The following is a 23232-nucleotide window of genomic DNA, read 5'->3' as shown; positions in this document are numbered from 1 at the left end:
TTGATCTTTAAAAACAAAGTCAAAAGATCGCAGCCTGCGGCAGCTCCTGCAGGGGGAGGCGGTGTGGCTTTTAGTGCTGCAGGATTTTCTCGAGGAAATGCTGCGCGCGTTCGGAGCGGGCGCTGATATCGCCGAAGAACTCCTCTTTCGGGCAGTCTTCGATGATCTTGCCGGCGTCCATGAAGATCACGCGGTCGGCCACTTTGCGCGCAAAGCCCATTTCGTGGGTCACGCACATCATGGTCATGCCTTCGTGGGCCAGTTGCACCATCACGTCGAGCACTTCGTTGACCATTTCCGGGTCAAGCGCCGAGGTCGGTTCGTCGAACAGCATGACGATCGGGTCCATCGCCAGCGCACGGGCAATCGCCACGCGCTGTTGCTGACCACCGGACAGTTGCCCCGGATGCTTGTGGGCGTGTGCAGACAAACCGACGCGCTCAAGCAGTTGCAGACCTTTCTTGGTCGCCTCTTCCTTGCTGCGACCCAACACCTTGATCTGCGCGATGGTCAGGTTTTCGGTGATGGTCAGGTGCGGGAACAGTTCGAAATGCTGGAACACCATACCGACGCGCGAGCGCAGTTTCGGCAGATTGGTCTTCGGGTCGGCAATCGAGGTGCCATCGACAACGATGTCGCCCTTCTGGAACGGCTCCAGCGCGTTGACGCATTTGATCAGGGTCGATTTGCCGGAACCCGACGGACCGCAGACCACGATCACTTCGCCTTTTTTGACCTCGGTGCTGCAATCAGTCAGCACCTGGAAGTCGCCATACCACTTGTTGATGTTCTTGATAGAGATCATACGGCAAACCTTTTTTGCAGACGCTTGACCAGCAGCGAGGCGGCAAAGCTGATGATGAAGTAGACGACACCGGCGAAGATCAGGAACTCGTTGGAACGACCAATGATGTCGCCACTGGCGCGGGATGCGTTAAGGAAGTCAACCAGACCCACGGTGTAAACCAGCGAAGTGTCCTGGAACAGAATGATGCTCTGTTGCAGTAACAGCGGGGTCATTTTGCGGAACGCCTGGGGCAGGATGATCAGGCGCATCATCTGGCCGTAGCTCATGCCCAGCGCTTGTGCCGCGCCCATCTGGCCTTTCGGGATCGACTGTACGCCGGCCCGAACGATTTCGCAGAAGTACGCCGCTTCGAACATCATGAACGCCACGATGCACGAGGTGAACGCGCCGATCGGGGTGTCTTCGCCGGTGATCCAGCGCAGCACGAATGGCACTGCCAGATAGAACCAGGTAATTACCAGCAGCAGCGGGATCGAGCGGAAATAGTTAACGTACGCGCCAGCAATGTTCGACAGCAGTTTGTTGTGCGACAGCCGGCAGAGCGCGAGGATCGTGCCGAGAATGATCCCGCCGACCACACCCATGGCCATCAGCTTGAGGGTCATCACCATGCCGTTCCACAAACCGGGAATGGCCGGGACGATGCCACTGAAATCGAATTCCATTATTTACCCCCCACGGAAATCAGGCCGGGCACGGAGACTTTCTTCTCAACCATGCGCATCACTAGCATCAGGCTCATGTTCAGGGTGAAGTAGATCAGGGTCGCCAGGGTGAACGCTTCGAACAGGTTGGCCGAGAACTCGGCGGTCTGTTTGGTTTGCGCGAGCAGCTCCATCAGGCCGATCAGCGAGGCCACGGAGGAGTTCTTGAAGACGTTGAGGAATTCCGAGGTAAGCGGCGGAATGATGATGCGGTAGGCCTGGGGCAGCAGCACATTCCAGTAGATCTGTGGCAGCTTGAAGCCCATGGCGCGGGCGGCGGATTCCTGGCCACGCGGCAGCGCCTGGATACCGGTGCGCACTTGTTCGCAGACACGGGCGGCGGTGAACAGGCCCAGGCACACGACTACGCTGAGGTAAGCCGAGGTGGTCGGGTTGAGGTCCTGCTTGTACCACTCCTGCAGATCCGCCGGCAGCAGGTCGGGCACCAGAAAGTACCAGATGAACAGCTGAACCAGCAGCGGCACGTTACGGAACAGCTCGACGTAGCACGTCGCGATGCCCGACACGATACGGTTCGGCACGGTGCGCATGACGCCCAGTATCGAGCCCAGCAGCAGGGCGATGATCCAGGCCACGATGGCGATGGCGATGGTCCAGCCCAGACCGGAGATGAACCAGTCGAGATAGGTCTCGCTGCCCACGCCGGTGGACTTGAAGAACACGCCCCAGTCCCAGTTGTAATTCATTAGGGTCTCCCCTCGATTCGATCGATGTACAAGTGCCCGCCTGGGGAAACTCCGTTCCCTCCCTGACCTTGACGGTCAGGCACACGCGATCGGCTCGACAGCCACCGGTTCGAGTGTTTCCAGAAAATGCCAGCAGGGAGTGACCATCCCCTGAAAAGGCAGAAGCCTCCTCAGGGGATAAGGTTAGTCAGAAATCAGGATTTCTTGTCGTCAGCCGCTTTGTCGGTCGGATTGGCGATCAGGGCCTTGAGCTCGTCGCTCATCGGGAAGTTCAGATTCAGGCCTTTTGGCGGAATCGGCTGCATGAACCACTTCTCGTAGATCTTGTTGATCGCGCCCGAAGCGTAAGTGGCCTTGATGGCGTCATCCACAGCCTTTTTGAACGGCTCGTCGCCTTTGCGCATCATGCAGCCGTAGATTTCGTACGACTGTGGAGTGCCGGTTACGGCCCAGTCAGTCGCCTTTTTGGCCTTGGCGGCTTCACCGGCCAGCAGCGCGTCGTCCATCATGAACGCAACGGCTCGACCCGATTCCAGCATCTGGAAGGATTCACCGTGGTCTTTGGCGGAGATGACGTTCATGCCCATCTGCTTGTCGGCGTTCATCGCCTTGAGGATGCGCTCGGAGGTAGTGCCAGCGGTGGTCACGACGTTCTTGCCTTTCAGATCGTCGAAATCCTTGTACTTGGAGTCAGCCTTGGACAGCAGACGGGTACCGATTTCGAAGATGCCGACGGAGAAGTCAACCTGCTGCTGACGCTCGACGTTGTTGGTGGTGGAGCCACACTCGACGTCCACGGTGCCGTTCTGCACCAGCGGGATACGGGTCTGCGAGGTCACCAGATTGTATTTGACTTGCAGGTTTGGCAGGTCGAGGTCTTTCTTGATCGCTTCGACGATGGCCAGCTGGATATCGTGGGAGTAGCCAACCGGCTTGCCGGAAGCGTCAGCGATGTAGGAAAACGGGATGGAGGCGTCGCGGTGGCCCAGGGTGATCACACCGGACTCTTTGATTTTCTTCAGGGTGCCGGTGAGTTCGGCGGCGAAAACTGGCGTGCTGATCAGAGCGGCCGCAATGGCTGCGCCCAGGATATGGGGAACGATGCGCATCAAATTTTCCTCGACATTGTTTTTTTTATGGAGCCAGTTTGTCGGCCCTTTTGTGCTTCGAATGCCTGACGGCTCCTGAAGTGTTGGCGCAACAGGCATTCGTCGAGAGAGTGTAGAGCATGACTCGTGCCAGACCAGTCGCAGATAGATAACGTGTTGTTTTATAACGTTATTAAACTTTTGTGGCGGTATTTTTTAACGTAACTGATCCGGTTAACCGAATCGACCGTAAGGTCGCGTTCGGAAAACCGAACGAGAAGCCTCAGCGCCACACAGGCAGACAATCAAATACGAACAGCAAATGGGACACCGCGCAGATCGCCCCGAAAAACAGCACAAGCACGATCATCGGCGTCCCCCCCCACACCTGATAGCGTGGACTGCCAAAGCGCTTGCGCGAAGCCCGAGCCAGTAGCGCCGGAGTAATCACCGCCCACAATGTCGCCGCCAATCCGGCAAAACCGATGGCATGCAGAAAGCCTTCCGGCCAGAGCAATCCGCAGAGCGTCGGTGGCGCGAAAGTGATGGCGGCGGTCTGCAGGCGGCCGATGGGGCTGTCGTCGAAACCCAGCACATCGGCCAGGTAATCGAACAAACCCAGGGTCACCCCGAGAAATGAACAGGCCACGGCGAAATTGGAGAAGAACGTCAACAGCAGATCGACGTTGGCGCTGTTGAGCTGTGAACCCAGGGCGCTGATCAGCGCATCGATATTGCCACCGCGCTGAGCGATGTCCTTGAATGCGTCGCGGGGGATGTTGCCCATGCTGCAGAGCATCCACACCAGATACAGCGCCAGAGCGATCAACGTGCCGCCGACCAGGCAAGCGCGAATCCGCTGCGGGTCCTTGCCGTAATGCTTCATCAGGCTCGGCACATTGCCGTGAAAACCGAACGAAGTCAGGCAGAAGGGCAGGGTCACCAGCAGATAAGGCCAGTAATGGTTGTCACCGCTGTTCAGGTTGAGCAGCGTGGTGCTTTGCACATGGCCGAGCAGACCGCCAAAGGTTAGAAAGAACGCGAGGATTTTTGCCCCGAACACCAACGTGGTCATGCGGCTCACCGCCGTGGTGCTGAGCCAGACAATGAACGCCACCAGCAGCGTGAACCCCAAACCGCCCGCGCGCGATGACAACTCAAGCCCGAAGGTTTGCGCGGTGTGATGAAGCACTGAGCCGCTGGCGGAAATGTAGGCGTACGTCAGGGTGTACAGGACAAAGACAATGCTCAAACCATTCAAACGGCTCCAGCCACGCCCGAGCAGATCGCCGGTGATCGTGGCGAAACTCGCGCCTTCACGGTAATTGAGATTGGCTTCAAGAATCATCAGGCCCGAGTGCAACGTGCAGAACCAGGCAAACAGCAGCACGGCAACCGAGCCGTAGAACCACAGCCCGGACATGATCACCGGCAGCGAAAACATGCCGGCACCGACGATGGTGCCGCCGATGATCATGGCGCCGCCAAGGATCGACGGCGAGCGTTCGACAGCGGGAACGGAGGATATTGAGGTGACGCGCATGGCAAGGCCCGCAATTTGAATTGTTATAGGTGCATCGACGCAGAGCCCCTGTAGGGGCGAGCCGGCTCGTGATAGCGATGTGGCAGACGAAGTTGATGTCGACTGACACGACGCCTTCGCGAGCAGGCTCGCTCCCACAGGGATCGTGGTTTAACCGATGTCGAGCAGGTGCTTCAGGTGCCGCACATTGGCCAATAGAAAGTCGTCCTGCCCTGGTAGTGCATCGAACGACAGGCCCACCGGCAACGCACTCGCCGCCGCTACCGGCACACTGATGCTTGGCGCCGCCAGATTGCTCGCCGGGTCGGTATTGCGCACGAACGTTTCAAAGTTGCTTTCATCCGCGCAAGCGCTGAGCAGCGGCGCGCTGCACGTGACGGTCGGGTAAGCCAGCAGGTCCAGTTGATGGCGGCTGAAGAGGGCGCGGTATTCCTTCTCCAGACGCAGTTTGCTCATCAATGCCTGCACGTAGTCGGTGTAGGAAATCGCTGGGCTTTCCAGTTGGGCGGTGAGGATTTTCTTGATCGCGGGATCGCGAATCTGCGCGAGGATGTCGAGGAACTGCTCACCGCGTCCGGCTTTCATCAGGAACCGTGGAAAATCGATGAAGAACTCGTAGATCGGTAGCGGAAACTGAATGCTCTCGTTGATCTCGCCAATCACGGCATCGTCGACCGGCACGATGATCACACCGCGATCGGCCAAGGTATCGATGGCCGTGCGGCAAGCGCGTTGCACGTTGTCAGCGAGGTCGGTCCAGAGAAACCGCTCGGGAATGCCAATGCGCAACGGCCGGGTTTCTGCCTGATGCAGGCAGCCGGTCAATTGCCCGTGAACGAACTGACAATCCTCCACGGTGCGGGTCAACAAGCCCGGAGTGTCTTTGGTTTGCGACACCGGGACGATGCCGTCGACCGGATAAACGCCGGTGGTGGGGCGAAACCCGACAATCCCGCAGAACGCCGCCGGTATCCGTACCGACCCCCCAGTGTCGGTGCCGACCGCACACGCCACCAGTCCGGCAGCGACGGCGGCAGCACAGCCGCCGCTGCTGCCACCGGCACTGTGGCGTTCGTTGACTGGGTTGATCACCGCGCCATGGGAATGGTTGGCCGAGGTCACGCCGAACGACAATTCGTGCATGTTGTTCTTGCCGACAATTTGCGCGCCCAATTGCCGAAAGCGCTCGACGATGCCGGCATCGGTTTGCGGCACATAGTCGGCCAGCCCGGGCGTACCGGCGGTGGTCGGCATGCCGCTGACGTTGATGTTGTCCTTGAACGACACCGGCAGGCCATACAGTGCGCTGTCGCGCCCAGCGGCATTTGCCTTGGACGCTGACGGGTCGAAGGTGATGAAACTGTTCAGGTGTTGCATCTGCACATGACGCTCGCGCAAGGCATGCTGCCAGGTGTCCGGGCAGTGTTGGCCACTGCGCAAGCCGTTGACGAGCTGTTCAATTGAAAGCTGGCTGTACATGGATGATTCTCGGCGTGGAAAGGGACTGGGTCAGCAGTAGCGGTACTGCGAGTGCAAGTCGTCGAGCGGGTTGCCGGCAAGCAGATCGCCGCCCAGGCTGCTGATCACCGCGCACGCACCGTTAAGTGCGGTTTGAATCGCGCCTTCGGCCCAGCCACCGGTGAACGAGGCGCCGCAACCGGCCAGGTACAAACCGGTATCCTGTTGCGGATCGAGTGCGGTACGGAACTGATAGAACAGGCGCTCGGAGTAGATGTCGTCGCCGGGGAAATTCAGCTTGAAAGCGCCGAGTGCGTGCTTGTCGGTCAGCCAGTCGTATTCCAGAACGTAGCGCTGGTAGTCACCGTCCAGCGGCAGCAGATGGCTGGCAAATTCCGGTGCGCTCATCGCCAATTCGTCGACCAGACGCAGGCAGCGCTGCACCTTGTCGGTCATCGAAACCATCTTGTGCGAGTCGTCTTCCCAGGTGTAACTGATCAACACCACGCCCCAGGAATCCGGATCGTGCGGCGCGTAATCGAGGCAATACACGCCCTTGACCAGGGTGTCGGTCTGAATGTTTTGCGCCAGGCCATGTTTGAGCCAGAACTTGTCCTTGGTCAGGATGAACAGCTTGGATGAGCCGACCATGTGCGTTTCGTTGATCGCCCGCGCGACGTCGCGATTGACGAAGGCCTGGTTCTGCGTGAGCTTGAGGTTCACTTGCAGGGCGCGGGTCGTGGTGGTGGTGATTACCCGGTCGCAGGCGTAGGTTTCGCCGTTGCTGCCGGCCAGCAGAATCTCGCCGTGCGCACCTTTGTTGATCGACTCGATGCGCGTGCGGCAAATCATGTCGCGCACCTGAATACCGTTGAATTCGGTGTCGGCAATCCGCTCGGCCAGCGAGGAAATACCGTTGGGCACCAGACGCTGATTGACCTCCAGTGCATTGACCACCAGGCGCAGGATTTCGGTGAACGACGCGCGGTACACCGACTGGAAACCGCCCGAGCCAATGCCCAGCGAGCCGAACAGGTGGAAGTCTTCAGGCTTGCGCCACGGTTTGCCGCCCGGTGGTTTTTTGCCGGTGAAGATGCGCACCATCGCCGAGTAAAACGAGCTGTCACCGAAGCAGTCCAGGTAGCGTTGCCACTCGGGCTGCACTTCGCAGTAACTATGCTGCTTGAGCAATTCGGTGATCAGCAGCGGTGGCGCCAGGCACGTGCCGTCATCGAGGGTCACGCCTTCGCTGAGAAAGGCGATCCAGCCTTGGTGCACGGTGCTGAACAGCGCCGGCGGTGGTTGCATGGCTGCCCAGTGATGGGCTTCGCCACGGTAGTGGATTTCGGTGTCGACCACGCCCGGGTCGGGAAACGCCTCGGTGGTCTGGATGCCGAAGCGATTGAGGTAATGAAACAGCCCGACTTCACTCGGCGGAAAACGCATGGCGCCCATTTCCGCGATGAACTGCGGCTGTTCCTCATCAAAACACTGCGTCAGCAGACGCCCGCCGACATGCTCGGGTTCCGCTTCAAACAGCGTCACGCGACGCGCACCGGCGCGCAGCAGTTCGTAAGCGGCGACCAGCCCGCTGAGGCCAGCGCCGACGATGCCGATGTGTTTCTCGGCAGTTTCCGCCGGCAGGTAACCAATGGCTTCATCGGCACTGCGCAGGAACTGGCCATAGTCATACAGCAGATCGACGTAGGGAAAAGACAGGCACGCGGACGCCTGACTGGAATCATGGGAAATAGCTTTCACAGGGAGACTTCTCGATCGATCAGATAATGAGCTGCAGGCTTTCAAGGGCGCGTGCGGGGTTGAGCAACAGGATCTTCTTGCCGTGAATCTTCCACGTGCCATCGATGTTGATCAGTTGATGTTCGACGGTCACCGGGTAGTGCCATTCGTTGTCGCCGCGCGCTTCGCAATAGAGCATGTTGGAGCTGGCGCACGCGCTGAACGAGGCTGCGTCGAGCGTGATGCGCGGGCGCTGGGCGATGTGCAGGCTGCGGCTCTTGGGCTGTTGGGAGAAGTTGCGCGCATTGGCCAGTCGGTTGATCCGCAGCGTGGTCAGAAAACGGTCTTCGTACACCAGCGATGATTCGTGCAACGGACTGACCTGCTCACGGGTCATGGGAATCCAGTAGTGGTAGTCATCGCTGAGCAGCTGTTGCCAGGCGTCGAAATCCTGCTGGTCGAGCAAGTGCAGTTCGGTCTCGATCAGTTGCTCGATGGCGTGGTGATTAGATTGATCGTGTTGCATGGTCGTCCCGCATCAAGTGCTGCCAACTGTTATAGAAATTACGCATGGCCATTTCGCTGGTGCCGGACACCACTTGGGTCTGCGCATAGGATTCGTTCGGGCTGAACAGGCGGGCGACGTTGACCCATTCGTTGGCGTCGCTGCCCAGGCCTTCCATGGCCCGTTCGTACATTTCCACGTCGTCGTGGGCGACCATCGAACACGGCGAGTTGATCAGGTTGTTGTACTGCACAGTCCTTTCCAGCAACTGCACGGGGGCGCCCTGCAGTTCGAAGATCCACGACTCGACGATGGTTTCGCGCGCGCTGAGCGGTTTGATCACGCGCAAGGTCTGGATCGGTCCCTTGACCATCAGGTTGGGGAAATACACGGTGTTGTGGCGGGTGTCGTCGAGGATCGCCCGGGCCTGCTCTTCACCGTAGCTTTCCACCATCAAGTCCCAGTAACCGGGGATGTCGGTGTAGGCCTTGTGGATCGAATTGCTGACCCCGGTGTGCCCGTGGCCATTGGGCCAGACGCGAATGCCCATGCCGGCGAAAAACTCGTAGGAGGCCATGAACGGCGAGAACAGTTCGACGGCCATCGGTGGCTTGCCCTGATCACCGGTTTCCTGCCACAGGCGGATGGCTTCGCCGGCCGAAGATTCGTGGGCGATCATCGGGTGGCAGGTGTCGGTCTGGTTGTCGACGACCATTTTCCAGTTGCAGCGATGGCGGTGCAGCAATGGCTGGCCGATTACTTTCAGCTGGCCCTGCGGCGAGCGCATGACCATGTTGTCGAGTGTCGACAGCGACTCGCCAAAGAACTCCTCGAAGCCGATGCCTTCTTCCGTCAGGCGGACAAAGACGAAGCCGCGATAGTTGTGCACCGCGTTCACCGGGCGCATGCCTTTGTGCGCGGAACAACTGCTCAGGTCGCAGTCGTCGTACTCCTTTTTCACCGGAATGCTCAGCAGCTCGCCGTCCGTCTTGAACGTCCACGCGTGGTACGGGCAACGCATGAAGCGGCCGACATTGCCGCGCGCTTCGGCCAGCACTTTCACGCCTTTGTGCGGGCAACGGTTATGCAGCACGACGATGGCGCCGTTCTTCTGCCGAACCATGGCCAGCGGCTGTTGTGCAAGGGTGGTGGTGAAGTAGTCGCCGGTCTCGGGGATCAGGCTGTCGTGACCCAGGTAGCACCAGCTCGCGGCGAATACGCGCTGCTGTTCCTGTTCGAAAAGCGCCTGATCAAGGAACAGAGATTTATGCACTTCTCTGCCATTGAAATAGTTGTCCAACGGAGTGTCCTCTCTCAGATCGCCAGTTTCAGGCGCGGGCTTTTGGCGCGGGAGACGCAGGGGTAGATTCGCGCACTGCACGCCGCTTCCTGTTCGCTCATGATGAAATCGCGGTGGTCGACTTCGCCTTCGAGGACGTCCAGCGCGCAAACGCCGCATTCACCACGACGACAGTCGTACAGCGGGTCGAGCCCGGCCGCTTCCAACGCTTCGAGCAACGACTGTTGCGGGCCGACATTGATGCTGACGCCGGAGTCGGCCGCCTCGATGACGAAGCCTTGCGCGGTGGTTTCGCGGGCAACGTTGAACACTTCCAGATGGATCTGTTCACGCGCCAGGCCAACGCTTTCGGCGTGACTGAGCACTGCGTTGAGCATCGCTGCCGGGCCGCAGACATACAGGCGGTCATCGGCGCGCAGATCGGCGAGCACTTCGCTGATCGCCGGGCGACTGCCGGAGAGGTGCAGTTGCAGGCGTTCTTGCAGGTGTTCTTGCAGGTGCCGGGCGTAGACCGCGTCGTCGGCGCTCTTGGCGAAGTAATGCAGGTGCGCAGGGCGATCCAGCGCAGTCAGGTGGCGCAGGATGCCGGTCAGCGGGGTGATGCCGATGCCGCCGGCAATCGCGATATCACGCCCGCTGTCAACGTCGAGCGGGTAGTTGAAAGTGTTCAACGGACCTTCCAGTTCCACGCTGTCATTGACCGCCAGGGTGCGGATGTACTGGCTGCTGACGGAGTCTGGCGAGAGGCGAATGGCGAAGGTGAACTGGCCATCCTCAACCTCCTTTACATGCACCGTCGAGTAGTGACGACAGTCATCCAGCCCCGGGATCTGCCATTTGAAATGTGCCCCGGCGTGGCTCATGTCGATCAGGGAAGGCGGGCCGCTGACGGTGACTTCCTTGATCGACGCCGAGAGCATCCGGCAGTGGGTGACGGTGTATTTCATGCAGGTTTTTCCTGGCTCAACGGTGTTTCGTGCAAGTACAACCACTGGACGTCGTGGTGCTGGACGCGAAGGATCGCCAGCGAAATACGCGAGGTTTCGCTTTGGTTCAGGCGATGGGTTTCCTTGTAGCGCAGGGCCACGGTCGAACCTTCGTGCCAGACCGTGTGCAGGTCGCTGATCAGAATCTCCAGACCTTTGCGGGCACCGACGGCGCCGTTGAACAGTTGCTCGACTTGCGCCCGACCGACCACGGCGGCCGAGGTGGTGACCATGCTGAAGTGCTCGGCAAACACCTCCATCAGCGGCGCGATGGCGTCTGCGCCGGCCCCGTCGGCGTCGGTAAAGACGCGGTGAATCAGTTCGTGCACGTGGTGAATACTGTGTTGCGCTCGTTCAACCAGGTTGTTGTTCATGGCATTCCTTTGGAGGGTTCAATTGACTCATCTGAAACAGCGGGAACAGCCCGACCAGCGCGGCAATCGCGAACGTCGCGTGGTAGGCCTGCGTGGTGTCGAACTGCTTGAGCAGCACATTGAAAATCATCAGAAACAACGCCGCACCGAGGCTGAACGACATCTGCCGATTGATGTTCCAGATCACACTCGCCTTGTGCGTATCGCCGCCGGCAAAATCCATCAATGAGGTGGTTTGCGCGGTGTTGGCACCGATGCCACCGCCGATGCCCATCAAGCTGTAAGCGATGACGATCACCCACAGGTCCGTTGGCGCGTTGACCAGCATCAGCGTGGCGATGCCGGCGCTGTGCAGCAGCATGCCGAGGGTGAACAGGCGTTTCGCGCCGACCCGGTTGTAGACCCGGCCGCAAATCGTCATCGCAATGAACGCGCCGATGGCGTAGAGGATCATGAACATCCCGGTCAGCCGGGCGCTGAAGTGCAGCGTGTTCTGCAGGAAGAAAATGCTCATCAGATTGACCCCGGTGAACACGCCGGGAATCGCGTAATAGATGAAGATCGAGGTGCTGAGCTTTTTACTTTTGAGCAGGCTCAATTCGATGATCGCGTTGCTGCAGCGGCGGTAGTGCCGCAGGTACAGCACGATGAACAGCAAACCCGCCGCGACACAGCTCAACGCGGCCAGCGCCGGGTAGTCGCCGCCGTACAGCGACATGCCCATCAGCAGGCTGGCGAGCGCGGCACTGACCAGTAGCAGGCCTTTGATGTCCGGGCGCGGCAGATCGGTCGATTTGCTTTCCTTGATCCAGAACCATGACAGCCCGGCCGCGATCAACGAAAACGGGATGTTGCTGTAGAACACCCAGCGCCAGGAGCTGCTGTCGACAATGATGCCGCCGACCGTCGGTGAAATCGCCGGGGCAATCAGCGCGACGGCCATCACCAGTGTGGATATTTTCGCCCGTTGCTCGCCCTGAAACAGATTGAAGGTCAGCGCCTGACCGACCGGAATCAGCAGCCCGCCACCGACGCCCTGAACGAACCGCCAGATCACCAGTTCGTGGAAACTGTCGGCCATGCCGCACATCCACACAGAGCCGGTGAACACCAGCATCGAAGCGGTGAGAATCTCGCGACTGCCAAAACGCCCGGCCAGCCAGGTGCTGACCGGAATAATCAGGGTCAGGCCAAGAATATAAGCATTGGCGACCCACGCCACCGATGAAGTACTGACCTGTAAAGTTGCCGATATACTCGGCAGTGCCACCGCCGACATAAATATGTTTATACAGTCAATAAAAAAGCCGATCAGAAAGATCAGCGCGATCTTATAGCGATAGTTCATGTTGAATCCCCTTTGCCGCGCAGCATAGGGGCGATGGACTTGAAGTGTCGATACGACTATGCTTAAAACAATGTTTGACAGGATTTAACAGTGAGCCATAGCGCCATGCACTCTCATCTTAATCGGGTTCAGACGTTCCTCGCGGTGGTGGATTTTGGTTCTTATACCAAAGCTGCAAACTACCTGAGTATCAGCAAAGCCATGGCCAGCCTGCATGTCAAGGCGCTGGAGGAGGTTTTGTCGGCGACGCTGTTGATCCGCAACACCCGCAATATATCGCTGACCGAAATAGGTCAGGAGTTTTATGAAGAGTTCAAGGGGATTGTCGCGGACATCGACAATGCCTTTGATAATGTCCTGAAAGGTAATAATCGGGTATCCGGAAAGTTACGGATTAGTTCAACCAGTGAATACGGTGAAAAGTATATTCTGCCGTTGATTCCACTGTTCTCCGAGCGTTATCCGGAAATCCGCTTGTGCTACAACTTCAACTCTTCGTTGAATGATCTGGTCGCGGAAAAACTGGATCTGGTGATCCGTCTGGGTAACTTGGCGGATTCGGCATTCAAGAGCCGCAAGTTGGCCGATTATGAAATCGTGCTGGTGGCCACCGAGCAATTCCTCTCCCGACATCCGGTGCGGCAACCGCAGGATCTGAACAGCGTGCCGTGGATTGCCAACAGCAATTTGCAGGCGCCGACCCAGTGGACATTGCGTCATGGGTCAGGGCAGGGCGTCGAGGTTGGCGGTACCAGCCACTTCGAGTCGAACTCGTCGACGGCGATTCGCTCGATGACGTTGTCTTCACTGGGCGTATCGGTTCTGCCTGCCTGGGTGGTGGCAGATGACATTGCCGCCGGGCGTCTGGTGCGCTTGCTGCCGGAGTATTCGCTGCCCTCGCAGTCGATCAATGTGGTGTTTCCCAACACCCCGCATCTGCCGCACAAGTCGCGGGCGTTTATTGATTTTCTGTTGTTGCATTTGGCGCAGTGATCCCGGCCCCAAAGCCCCTCACCCTAGCCCTCTCCCAGAGGGAGAGGGGACTTGATCGCGTGGTCCTTGCGAGTTACGCCGACCTGAAATATCGAGTCGAACTCAGGATTGAAAAAGCCCTCGATCGGCTCCTTTTTCCCAGCGCGGTATTTGAGCGAGCCCCGATCTGCTCCCTTTCCCCCTCGCCCCCTTGGGGGGAGAGGGCTGGGGTGAGGGGGGCTGGATTTCATTGGCACAACAAAAAGCCCCTGAATCTCTCAATTCAGGGGCTTTCGTTCAAGCGACGTTCCGAAGATCAGGCCGCTTCGATCTTGCGGTTCTGTTCAACCTTACCCAGATAGCTCGCCAGTTTTTCCTGCTCTGCCGGCGTGGTGAACAAACCGAGTTTGCTGCGGCGCCACAGAATGTCGTGGGCAGTGGTTGCCCACTCTTCGCTGCACAGGTAATCGACTTCACGGGTGTAGAGTCCGCCGCCGAGGTGCTCGCCCATGTCGGCCAGGGTTTCCACGCCTTCGAGCATGCGCCAGGTGCGGCTGCCGTAAGTGGTGGACCAGCGACGGGCGATCTCGGTCGGCACGAAGTCGAACTTGTCGCGAATCTGCGCGCACAGAGCCTGTGGCGTGGTCATGTCTTCGCCACCGGGCAGGGTGGCGGTGGCCGTCCAGCTCGGGCGCATCTGGGTGAAAAATGGCAGCAATTGCGCCATCGCCGACTCAGCGAGTTTGCGGTAGGTGGTCAGCTTGCCGCCGAACACCGAAAGCAGTGGCGCTTCTTCGCCGCCAGCCGACAAGGCCAGGGTGTAATCGCGGGTGACGGCCGACGGGTTGTCGGATTCGTCGTTGCATAGTGGTCGTACGCCCGAGTAGCTGTGCTGGATGTCGTCGCGGCTGATCTGCTGCTTGAAGTGTGCGTTGACCACTTTCAGCAGGTAATCGGTTTCGGCATCGGTAATCGCCACTTTTGCCGGATCGCCAGTGTATTCACGGTCGGTGGTGCCGATCAGGGTGAAGTGGTTGTTCAGGTACGGAATGGTGAAAACGATGCGCTGATCTTCGTTTTGCAGAATGTGCGCGTGATCGCCTTCATACAGCTTCGGCACGATGATGTGGCTGCCCTGAATCAGACGGATGCCGTACGGCGACTCCATCTTCAGGTCATCACGAATGAACTTGGCGACCCACGGGCCAGCGGCGTTCACCAGCGCTTTGGCAGTGATCGAAAACAGGCTGCCGTCGGCACGTTCCAGGTTCAGGTGCCACAGGCCCTTGGCGCGGCGAGCGCTGACGCAGCGAGTCTGGGTGTGCACGTGGGCACCTTTTTCCCGGGCGGCCATTGCGTTCAGAACCACGAGGCGGGCGTCGTCGACCCAGCAGTCGGAGTATTCGAAGCCTTTCTTGATTTCGCTTTTCAGCGCGCTGTCGGCGCCGAACTTCAGGCTTTTCGAACCTGGCAGTTTTTCGCGCTTGCCGAGGTTGTCATAGAGGAACAGGCCCGCACGAATCATCCACGCCGGACGCAGGTGCGGACGGTGCGGCAGCACAAAGCGCATCGGTTTGACGATGTGCGGCGCTTTGGCCAGCAGTACTTCGCGTTCAGCCAGCGCCTCGCGCACCAGGCGGAATTCGTAATGTTCGAGGTAGCGCAGGCCACCGTGGATCAGCTTGCTGCTGGCCGACGAGGTGTGGCTGGCCAGATCGTCTTTTTCACAAAGGAACACCGAAAGCCCGCGACCGGCGGCATCCGCTGCGATCCCCACGCCATTGATCCCGCCGCCGATAACGGCGATGTCGTAGATCTCGGAGATTGGGGGCGTACGCAAGGTAGAGGTGGACATCGGCTGGCCTCGGGTTCTTTTGATTTTCTATATTGGAAATCGAACATTAATGTTCATTTGCGAAAATGGTAGCCCATAAAGACGCGCGCAGCCAGTCACGTTCGATTGAAAAAACTCATCGAAGGGCGATTAAAAGAAAATTTTCGAACATTAAAAGCAAAAGATCGCAGCCTGCGGCAGTACCTACAGGTCAAGTGAACTCATGTAGGAGCTGCCGTAGGCTGCGATCTTTTGATCTTGCGGGAGTTAGACGACTTCGAGGCGAATCTTGTGCTGACTCAACAATTGCGCGAGCGCAGGCACCGGCTGCTGATCGGTTACCAGACAATCGATCAGGCTGATCGGGCCGAGGCGAATCATTGCATTGCGGCCGAACTTGCTCGAGTCCGCCGCCAGAATCACCTGCCGCGCATTGGCAATGATCGCCTGGGAAACCCGCACTTCCTGATAATCGAAATCCAGCAAACTGCCGTCTTCATCAATACCGCTGATCCCGACCAGCGCGAAATCAACCTTGAACTGATTGATGAAATCCACACTGGCCTGGCCGACCACACCGCCGTCACGACGGACATTACCGCCGGTCAGCAGCACATCAAAATCATCCTTGGCACTGAGCATCGACGCTACGTGCAGGTTGTTGGTGATGATCTTCAGATGATTGTGATTGAGCAGAGCGCGGGCAATCGATTCGGTCGTGGTACCGATATTGATAAACAGCGAGGCGTGATCGGGAATCTGGGCGGCGATGGCTTCACCGATGCGTTGTTTTTCATCGCGCATCTGATCGGCGCGCATCGCATAGGCAGTGTTTTCGACGCTGGAATCATAAGCGGCACCGCCATGATAGCGACGCAGCAGATTGGCTTCCGCGAGCTGATTGATGTCGCGGCGGATGGTTTGCGGGGTAACAACGAACAGCGTGGCCATTTCCTCGATGCTCACATAGCCGCGTTCGCGGACCAGCTCGAGGATTTGCTGCTGACGGGGAGGCAGATTCATGGGGCTTCCTTTGGGCTGCCGTGCAAAATTTGCCCATGATGACGCAGGAATCCGCTCCCTACCAGTTTCCAAACAACGTGAAAGCTACTTCGTGCTGGGCGCCTACGGCGTTACGCAAGCCATCCTGCGTTAAAAACAGGCTCGGACTGCTCATTTACAAACCCGTAAAGTCGAGTGCGACCCCAGCCGGTCCTCGCCTGTTTTTGCCTTGGCTTGCCTTCGCTCGCTACGCTTTCACGCTGTTTGGACCGTTTTAGCCAGTCCTAAGGTTGGCTTATTCAGCGTCTTCACGCGCCCAGTCACGGGTGCGGCTGACGGCTTTTTTCCAGCCTTTGTACAGCTTCTCTTTGTCAACTTCATCCAGGCTCGGCTCGAACTCGCGCTCGATCACCGCTTTACCGCGCAGTTCTTCCAGGCTGCCCCAGAAGCCGCACGCCAGACCGGCCAGATACGCCGCACCAAGTGCGGTGGTTTCGCGCATTTGCGGGCGCTCGACCTGCGTGCCGAGGATGTCGGCCTGGAACTGCATGAGGAAGTTGTTCGCCACCGCGCCGCCGTCAACACGCAGAGCCTTGAGGCGTTCGCCGGAGTCCTGTTGCATGGCGTCGAGCACGTCGCGGGTCTGGTAGGCGATCGATTCCAGCGCAGCGCGGATGATGTGATCCACACGTACGCCGCGCGTCAGGCCGAACAGCGCACCGCGGGCATACGGGTCCCAGTACGGCGCGCCGAGACCGGTGAAGGCCGGCACCAGGTACACACCATTGCTGTCCTTCACTTTATTGGCGAAGTATTCGGTGTCGTGGGCGTCGTTGATAATTTTCAGTTCATCACGCAGCCACTGCACCGTGGAACCGCCGTTGAACACCGCGCCTTCCAGTGCGTAAGCAACTTCACCACGCGGGCCGCAGGCGATGGTGGTGAGCATGCCGTGTTGGGATTTCACCGCTTTGTCGCCGGTGTTCATCAGCAGGAAGCAGCCGGTGCCGTAGGTGTTTTTCGCCTGGCCTGGCTCGACGCACATCTGGCCGAACAGTGCCGCTTGCTGGTCACCGGCGATACCGCCGATGGCGATGCCGCTCTTGGTGCGACCGTAGATTTCCGAAGAAGCCTTCACTTCCGGAAGCATCTCGCGCGGGATATCGAGGATCTCCAGCATCTTCGAATCCCACTCCAGCGAGTGGATGTTGAAGAGCATGGTGCGCGAAGCGTTGGTGTAGTCGGTGACGTGCACCTTGCCGCCGGTGAATTTCCAGATCAGCCAGCTATCGACGGTGCCGAACAACAGTTCGCCATTGCGCGCACGTTCGCGGCTGCCTTCGACGTTGTCGAGGATCCACTTCAGTTTGGTGCCGGAGAAGTACGGGTCGGTGACCAGACCAGTGTTGTCGCGGATATATTCTTCGTGGCCATCGCGCTTGAGCTGCTGGCAGATCTCGGTGCTGCGGCGGCACTGCCAGACGATGGCGTTGTACACCGGGCGGCCGGTGGTCTTGTCCCAGACCACGGTGGTTTCGCGCTGGTTGGTGATGCCGATGGCAGCGACCTGGTCGTGGTGCAGACCGGCCTGGGCCAGCGCTTCAACCATTACCGCGCTCTGGGTGGCGAAGATTTCCATCGGATCGTGTTCGACCCAACCGGCCTGCGGGTAATGCTGAGCGAATTCGCGCTGCGCGGTGCAGACCACGTTCGCATCGCGGTCGAAAATGATCGCGCGGGAGCTGGTCGTACCCTGATCGAGGGCAATGATGTAGTTCTTATTCTGAATGTCGGTCATGTCGATTGCCTTGGACGAAATAAGGGAGAGTGGGCCGTGGCGCAGGCTCTATCGGGCAGGAGCCGGCGCCGACTGTTTCAAGAAGTTCTTGGTTTGCCGTCAATGGCCGGTTCTGCATCCTTTGTAGCAGGTGTGGCGCCGGTCAGGTGACGGGCGATGAGCCCGCGATACCCGGCAGCGCCGAGGCAGGCACCGACAATCGGTGCAAAAATCGGAATCAGGAAGTACGGAATATCGCGGCCGCCAGTGAAGGAAATTTCACCCCAGCCGGCGAAGAAAGTCATCAGTTTCGGACCGAAGTCACGCGCCGGGTTCATCGCGAAACCGGTCAGCGGACCCATCGAGCTGCCGATCACCGCGATCAGCAAACCGATCAGCAGCGGTGCCAGCGGGCCTTTCGGCAGGCCGTTGTTGTCGTCGGTCAGGGACATGATCACGCCCATCAGGATGGCGGTGATGATCATCTCCACCAGGAATGCCTGAGCAGTCGACAGCACTGGATTGGGGAACGTCGAGAACACTGAGGCCAACTCGAGGCTGGCAGCCGAGCCGCGAACCATTTGGTGAGTTTGTTCGTAATCGAAGAATAGATTGCTGTACAGCGTGTAAACCAGCAGCGCTCCGCAGAAGGCGCCGGCGATCTGGGCAAGAATGTAGAACGGCAGTTTGCGCTTTTCGAAGTCAGCGAAGATCGCGAGCGCAATGCTCACCGCTGGGTTCAAGTGTGCGCCGGAAACCCCGGCAGTGAGGTAGATCGCCATGCTCACGCCGACGCCCCAAATGATGCTGATTTCCCACAGGCCGAAGCTGGCGCCCGCGACTTTGAGCGCGGCGACGCAACCGGTGCCGAAAAAGATCAGCAGTGCAGTACCCAGAAATTCGGCCATGCATTGGCTCGAGAGCGATGGTTGCTGTAAAGCAGTTGTCATTGAAAACCTCGGTTTTTGTTGTTGTCTGGCGTCATGCCGATAGGGCAGGGCGCGATTTTCCCCGGTCAGGAATCCCCATTCCTTTCCCGGTTTACTGCTGAGTGCTGCGATGACGATAATTCTTACATTATTCAGATTCGAAAAAATATAGACAAGAAACAAACCTGTCAAAGGTCGAAAGTGAACCATCGGTCACAATAAAACTATTCGCTGTGTGAATGATCCTTCGCCGGCGAGGCGGAACGGCGCGCTCAGAATGTCTGCAAGTCACGGGAATCACGGCTTGGGATAGAGCCTTTTAGGGGCTGATCACCTAGAATCCGGCACAGTGTTTTTCCGTCACTGCCGAGCCCGGAGCTGCCATGACCCCTGCGTTGGACTTGTTGAAAAAAGTTCGTGCCGAACATCGCGTGCACAGTTACGAGCATGACCCCAAAGCCGCCTCCTATGGGCTGGAGGCCGCAGAAAAACTGGCACTTGAGCCGGCACAGGTGTTCAAGACCTTGCTTGCAGCCAGCGAAAAAGGTGAATTGCTGGTCGCAGTAGTGCCGGTCGTCGGAAGCCTCGACCTCAAGGGCCTGGCGCATGCTGCCGGGGTGAAAAAAGTCGAGATGGCTGACCCGGCAGCGGCCCAGCGCTCCACCGGTTATCTGCTGGGTGGCATCAGCCCGTTGGGGCAGAAGAAGCGCTTGCGCACCTTCATCGATAACTCCGCTCAGGGTTTTGCGACTATTTATGTCAGCGCCGGCCGGCGCGGCCTTGAAGTGGAATTGGCGCCCGCCGTGCTTGCTGAACATACCCAAGCGAAGTTTGCCGATATCGGCCGCACGTAGCCGTTATCGCTGTATGCAGAAAATTGGCCGGTTCTGTCACTGGCGCTGATTGCCTCGTGGTTGCATGCTCGGCGGACTGACTTAGGGAGAAGGTTATGCAGCTCGAGTTTCATCAGGTCGACGCGTTCAGTGATCGGCCGTTCAGTGGCAATCCGGCGATGGTTTATCGGCTGGAGGCGTGGCTAGCGGATGAGTTGATGCAAAAGATCGCTGCCGAACACAATCTGGCGGAAACCGCGTTTCTGGTGCGCGAAGGTCAGGCCTGGCATATCCGCTGGTTTACCCCGACCACTGAAGTGCCGTTGTGCGGGCACGCCACGTTGGCCAGTGCTTATGTGCTGTTCGACATCTACAAGGAAAGCGCTGAGCGTATCGACTTCACTTGTAAGTCCGGCGCGCTGAGCGTCACTCGAGAAGGTGATCGGTTGTGGCTGGATTTTCCGTCGATCATGCCGTCAGAGATCGGCGTTACCCTGGATGTTGAGCGGGCGCTGGGTGTCGAAGCGGTTGATGTCCTTGGCTCAAACGAACTGTTTGTGGTGCTGGAGTCAGAGCAGGCGGTGCTCGATTGCAAGCCGGACATGGTTGCACTCGCCAAACTGCCGTGGCTGGGCGCGATCGTTACGGCGCGGGGCAATCAGCACGATTTCGTTTCGCGCTATTTTGCACCGGCGATCGGCATCAATGAAGACCCGGTGACCGGCTCGACGCATTGCAGCCTGATTCCGTATTGGTCGAAACGTCTGGGCAAGTCGAGCCTGACCGCGTGCCAGCGCTCGGCGCGGGGCGGGGAGTTGTTCTGTCGTCTGGAAGGTGAGCGCGCGAAGATCGGCGGCAATGCGACGCTGGTTGCCAGTGGCACCCTGATCCTCGGTTAAAAGCTGAAAGATCGCAGCCTTCGGCAGCTCCTACATTGATCCCTGTAGGAGCTGCCGAAGGCTGCGATCTTTTGATCTTTAAAGCGCGGTGCTGTAGCGGCGGACGCCGTTTTCCACTGCCGGGATTTGTGCAGCGGTACTGCCCGATGCCTGGAACAGCACCAGATGTTCAGCAGCTACGCGAATCCCCACCTCTGCCCCAACCTGATGATCGGCATGGCTGGGGAAAATCGATTCCAGCTGCGCACCCGTCGGCAATTGCAGGCGATACAACGTTGAAGCACCAAGGAACGTCTTGCCGACAATCCGCGCTTTCAACGCACTGTCCGGCGCATAAACAATGTCATCCGGACGCAACAAAACATCCACCGCGCCGCCAATCGGCCAAGTGTAAGCACGATTGCCGCGCAGCTCACCCAGCTCAGTCTGCACCGATTCCGGGCTGTCGAGCTGGCCGCGAATGAAGTAACCCTGCCCGATAAAACTGGCCACATAGGGCGTCGCCGGTTCGTGATAGAGGTTGTACGGCGTGTCCCACTGTTCGAGTCGACCTTCCTTGAACACTCCGACGTGATCGCTGACGGCGAAGGCTTCTTCCTGGTCGTGGGTCACCAGAATCGCACTGGTGCCACGGGCCTTGAGGATGTCGCGCACTTCATGACTGAGCTTGCGGCGCAGTTCGCCATCGAGGTTGGAGAACGGCTCGTCGAGCAACAGCAATTGCGGCTCCGGTGCCAAGGCGCGGGCGAGGGCGACGCGTTGTTGCTGGCCGCCGGACAACTCGTGCGGAAAGCGTTTGCCAAGGTTTTTCAGGTTGACCAGTTCGAGCAGCTCTTCGGTGACGCGCTCCTTGTTCGGGTGCTTGCGAATACCGAAGGCAATGTTGTCGGCGACGCTCAGGTGCGGGAACAGCGCGTAATCCTGGAACACCATGCCGATCCGGCGTTTTTCCGGCGCCAGGGTGAAACCGGCGCTGGAGATGGTTTCGCCACCGAGGGTGATTTCACCTTCGTGCACCGGTTCGAATCCGGCGATGGCGCGCAGGGTGGTGGTCTTGCCGCAGCCGGACGAGCCGAGCAGGCAGCCAATGTCACCGGCGTTGAGGTGCAGATTGAGGTTCTGCACCACGCGTTGGTCTTGATAGCCGCAAGCGAGGTTGCGCAGGTTCAGCAGTAATTCATGGCTCATGCGTGGTGATATGCCGGTTCGACGAGGAACTCGAGCAGGGCCTTTTGTGCGTGGAGACGGTTTTCTGCCTGATCCCAGGCGACGGAGCGCGGGTCATCAAGCAGGTCGAGGCTGATTTCTTCGCCACGGTGCGCAGGCAAACAGTGCATGAACAGCACGTCCTCGGCAGCGAGGTCGAGCAGGGCGCGGTTGACCTGGAACGGGGCGAACAGCTTGAGGCGCTTGGCAGTTTCCTCTTCCTGACCCATCGAAGTCCAGACATCGGTGCTCACCAGATGCGCGCCGCGCACGGCGTCGGCCGGATCGCGAACGATGGTCACGCGATCGCCAGCCTTGGCCACGAACTCCGGGTTAGGCTCGTAGCCTTCCGGGCAGGCGACGCGCAACTGGAAGTCGAACTGGATCGCCGCCTCTATATAGCTGTTGCACATGTTATTGCCGTCGCCGATCCAGGCCACGGTCTTGCCCTGAATCGAGCCACGGTGTTCAAGGAAGGTCTGCATGTCGGCCAGCAACTGGCAAGGGTGCAGGTCATCGGACAGGCCGTTGATCACCGGCACGCGCGAGTTGGCCGCGAATTCGGTCAGAGTGCTGTGGGCGAAGGTGCGGATCATCACCGCATCGAGCATGCTCGACATGACGATGGCGCAGTCACCGATCGGCTCGCCACGGCCCAGTTGGGTGTCACGCGGGGACAGGAAGATTGCCTGGCCACCGAGCTGGATCATGCCGGCCTCGAACGAGATCCGGGTGCGGGTCGAGGATTTCTCGAAGATCATCCCCAGCACGCGGTTTTTCAGAGGCTCGAACAGTACGCCGCGGTTACGCAGGTCCTTGAGCTCAACGCCTCGACGGATCACGCTGACCAGCTCTTCGGGCGTGCAATCCATCAGGGAGAGAAAGTGCCTTGCGCTCATCATTGACTACCTTTTTGCTACAAACCGCAGATGCTCAAAGCCTTGTTTAACGGAACAACGGGCGAGACCTGCGGCGTAAGCCGCACGGGGCGACGAAATAGGGGAAGGCGCGATATTGACACTAAATGTCGCGTTTTTCCAATAGGCTACGGTTTTTGCGGAAATCGAAGGGCGCACTGGATGTAGCAGTCACGCATTTGAAGTCGGGTTCAGGACAGCAGCGAGCCTCTTTGTACACTGGCCTCGCGGGGCTTGGCAATGCGCCGTGACGGGGATTGGGTCAACTGGGTCGGTTTACGACCGTGGCGCCATGCCATCAC

The 23232-nt window shown here is 58.9% G+C and carries 21 protein-coding genes; 3 read left to right on the top strand and 18 right to left on the bottom strand.

The window, feature by feature from the left end:
- Positions 1 to 70 precede the first annotated feature (70 nt).
- The 12 genes from AC3IUF_RS23855 to AC3IUF_RS23800 form a co-directional block, all read right to left on the bottom strand.
- A complete protein-coding gene (locus AC3IUF_RS23855; RefSeq protein ID WP_007916729.1) occupies positions 71 to 805 on the bottom strand; it encodes an amino acid ABC transporter ATP-binding protein in 735 nt (244 codons plus the stop codon).
- A complete protein-coding gene (locus AC3IUF_RS23850) occupies positions 802 to 1473 on the bottom strand; it encodes an amino acid ABC transporter permease (RefSeq protein ID WP_007916726.1) in 672 nt (223 codons plus the stop codon). The genes AC3IUF_RS23855 and AC3IUF_RS23850 overlap by 4 nt, the downstream gene beginning before the upstream one ends.
- A complete protein-coding gene (locus AC3IUF_RS23845) occupies positions 1473 to 2219 on the bottom strand; it encodes an amino acid ABC transporter permease (protein ID WP_007916723.1) in 747 nt (248 codons plus the stop codon). The genes AC3IUF_RS23850 and AC3IUF_RS23845 overlap by 1 nt, the downstream gene beginning before the upstream one ends.
- A 194-nt stretch (positions 2220 to 2413) precedes the next feature.
- On the bottom strand, positions 2414 to 3328 hold the full coding sequence (locus AC3IUF_RS23840; protein ID WP_095112346.1) for a glutamate/aspartate ABC transporter substrate-binding protein: 915 nt from the start codon (positions 3326 to 3328) through the stop codon (positions 2414 to 2416).
- A 262-nt stretch (positions 3329 to 3590) separates the two neighbouring features.
- Positions 3591 to 4850 (bottom strand): tryptophan permease, encoded by a 1260-nt coding sequence (mtr, locus tag AC3IUF_RS23835; protein WP_007916720.1) that lies wholly within the window; start codon positions 4848 to 4850, stop codon positions 3591 to 3593.
- A gap of 150 nt (positions 4851 to 5000) precedes the next feature.
- Complete coding sequence (locus AC3IUF_RS23830; protein WP_489279478.1) at positions 5001 to 6329, bottom strand: amidase family protein; 1329 nt, start codon at positions 6327 to 6329, stop codon at positions 5001 to 5003.
- A gap of 30 nt (positions 6330 to 6359) precedes the next feature.
- A complete protein-coding gene (locus AC3IUF_RS23825; RefSeq protein ID WP_095112343.1) occupies positions 6360 to 8069 on the bottom strand; it encodes an NAD(P)/FAD-dependent oxidoreductase in 1710 nt (569 codons plus the stop codon).
- A gap of 19 nt (positions 8070 to 8088) precedes the next feature.
- Positions 8089 to 8574, bottom strand: a complete 486-nt coding sequence (locus AC3IUF_RS23820; protein WP_414917054.1) for an aromatic-ring-hydroxylating dioxygenase subunit beta — start codon at positions 8572 to 8574, stop codon at positions 8089 to 8091.
- Positions 8555 to 9853 (bottom strand): Rieske 2Fe-2S domain-containing protein, encoded by a 1299-nt coding sequence (locus AC3IUF_RS23815; protein WP_007916713.1) that lies wholly within the window; start codon positions 9851 to 9853, stop codon positions 8555 to 8557. Before AC3IUF_RS23815 ends, AC3IUF_RS23820 begins: the two co-directional genes overlap by 20 nt.
- A 14-nt stretch (positions 9854 to 9867) precedes the next feature.
- Positions 9868 to 10800 carry a flavin reductase family protein gene (locus tag AC3IUF_RS23810; RefSeq protein ID WP_095112340.1) on the bottom strand — a complete coding sequence of 311 codons (933 nt, stop codon included), beginning with the start codon at positions 10798 to 10800 and terminating at the stop codon, positions 9868 to 9870.
- Positions 10797 to 11213: a DUF4440 domain-containing protein gene (locus tag AC3IUF_RS23805; protein ID WP_095112339.1), complete on the bottom strand. Its 417-nt coding sequence runs from the start codon at positions 11211 to 11213 to the stop codon at positions 10797 to 10799. The genes AC3IUF_RS23810 and AC3IUF_RS23805 overlap by 4 nt, the downstream gene beginning before the upstream one ends.
- Entirely contained in the window at positions 11194 to 12561 is a 1368-nt protein-coding gene (locus AC3IUF_RS23800) for an MFS transporter (RefSeq protein ID WP_489279475.1), read from the bottom strand. Before AC3IUF_RS23800 ends, AC3IUF_RS23805 begins: the two co-directional genes overlap by 20 nt.
- Positions 12562 to 12666: 105 nt before the next feature.
- Between AC3IUF_RS23800 and AC3IUF_RS23795 the strand changes: the two genes are divergently transcribed.
- A complete protein-coding gene (locus AC3IUF_RS23795) occupies positions 12667 to 13554 on the top strand; it encodes a LysR family transcriptional regulator (RefSeq protein ID WP_463543615.1) in 888 nt (295 codons plus the stop codon).
- Between the two features lie 295 nt (positions 13555 to 13849).
- Here the strand turns inward: AC3IUF_RS23795 and glpD are convergent, their stop codons facing one another.
- From glpD to AC3IUF_RS23775, 4 genes are all read right to left on the bottom strand, one after another.
- On the bottom strand, positions 13850 to 15388 hold the full coding sequence (gene glpD / locus AC3IUF_RS23790; protein WP_489279473.1) for a glycerol-3-phosphate dehydrogenase: 1539 nt from the start codon (positions 15386 to 15388) through the stop codon (positions 13850 to 13852).
- Positions 15389 to 15634: 246 nt separating this feature from the next.
- Positions 15635 to 16390, bottom strand: a complete 756-nt coding sequence (locus AC3IUF_RS23785; protein ID WP_007916700.1) for a DeoR/GlpR family transcriptional regulator — start codon at positions 16388 to 16390, stop codon at positions 15635 to 15637.
- Between the two features lie 274 nt (positions 16391 to 16664).
- Entirely contained in the window at positions 16665 to 18167 is a 1503-nt protein-coding gene (gene glpK / locus AC3IUF_RS23780) for a glycerol kinase GlpK (protein WP_489279471.1), read from the bottom strand.
- Between the two features lie 77 nt (positions 18168 to 18244).
- Positions 18245 to 19096, bottom strand: coding sequence for an MIP/aquaporin family protein (locus AC3IUF_RS23775; RefSeq protein ID WP_007916695.1), 852 nt, complete (start codon positions 19094 to 19096; stop codon positions 18245 to 18247).
- Positions 19097 to 19458: 362 nt separating this feature from the next.
- Here AC3IUF_RS23775 and ybaK point away from each other — a divergent pair, with 362 nt between their 5' ends.
- Positions 19459 to 19929: a Cys-tRNA(Pro) deacylase gene (ybaK, locus tag AC3IUF_RS23770; RefSeq protein ID WP_007916692.1), complete on the top strand. Its 471-nt coding sequence runs from the start codon at positions 19459 to 19461 to the stop codon at positions 19927 to 19929.
- A gap of 95 nt (positions 19930 to 20024) precedes the next feature.
- Positions 20025 to 20807, top strand: a complete 783-nt coding sequence (locus tag AC3IUF_RS23765; RefSeq protein WP_489279469.1) for a PhzF family phenazine biosynthesis protein — start codon at positions 20025 to 20027, stop codon at positions 20805 to 20807.
- A gap of 78 nt (positions 20808 to 20885) precedes the next feature.
- Here the strand turns inward: AC3IUF_RS23765 and AC3IUF_RS23760 are convergent, their stop codons facing one another.
- Together AC3IUF_RS23760 and argF are read right to left on the bottom strand one after the other, a co-directional pair.
- Positions 20886 to 21995, bottom strand: a complete 1110-nt coding sequence (locus AC3IUF_RS23760) for an ABC transporter ATP-binding protein (protein WP_007916688.1) — start codon at positions 21993 to 21995, stop codon at positions 20886 to 20888.
- A complete protein-coding gene (gene argF / locus AC3IUF_RS23755; RefSeq protein ID WP_042704963.1) occupies positions 21992 to 22912 on the bottom strand; it encodes an ornithine carbamoyltransferase in 921 nt (306 codons plus the stop codon). The genes AC3IUF_RS23760 and argF overlap by 4 nt, the downstream gene beginning before the upstream one ends.
- Positions 22913 to 23232: the final 320 nt, after the last annotated feature.

The organism is Pseudomonas sp. KH_040, assembly GCF_057839305.1.
The sequence above is the reverse complement of the archived record's forward strand: the minus strand, read 5'-3'. Positions and strand labels throughout refer to the sequence as shown.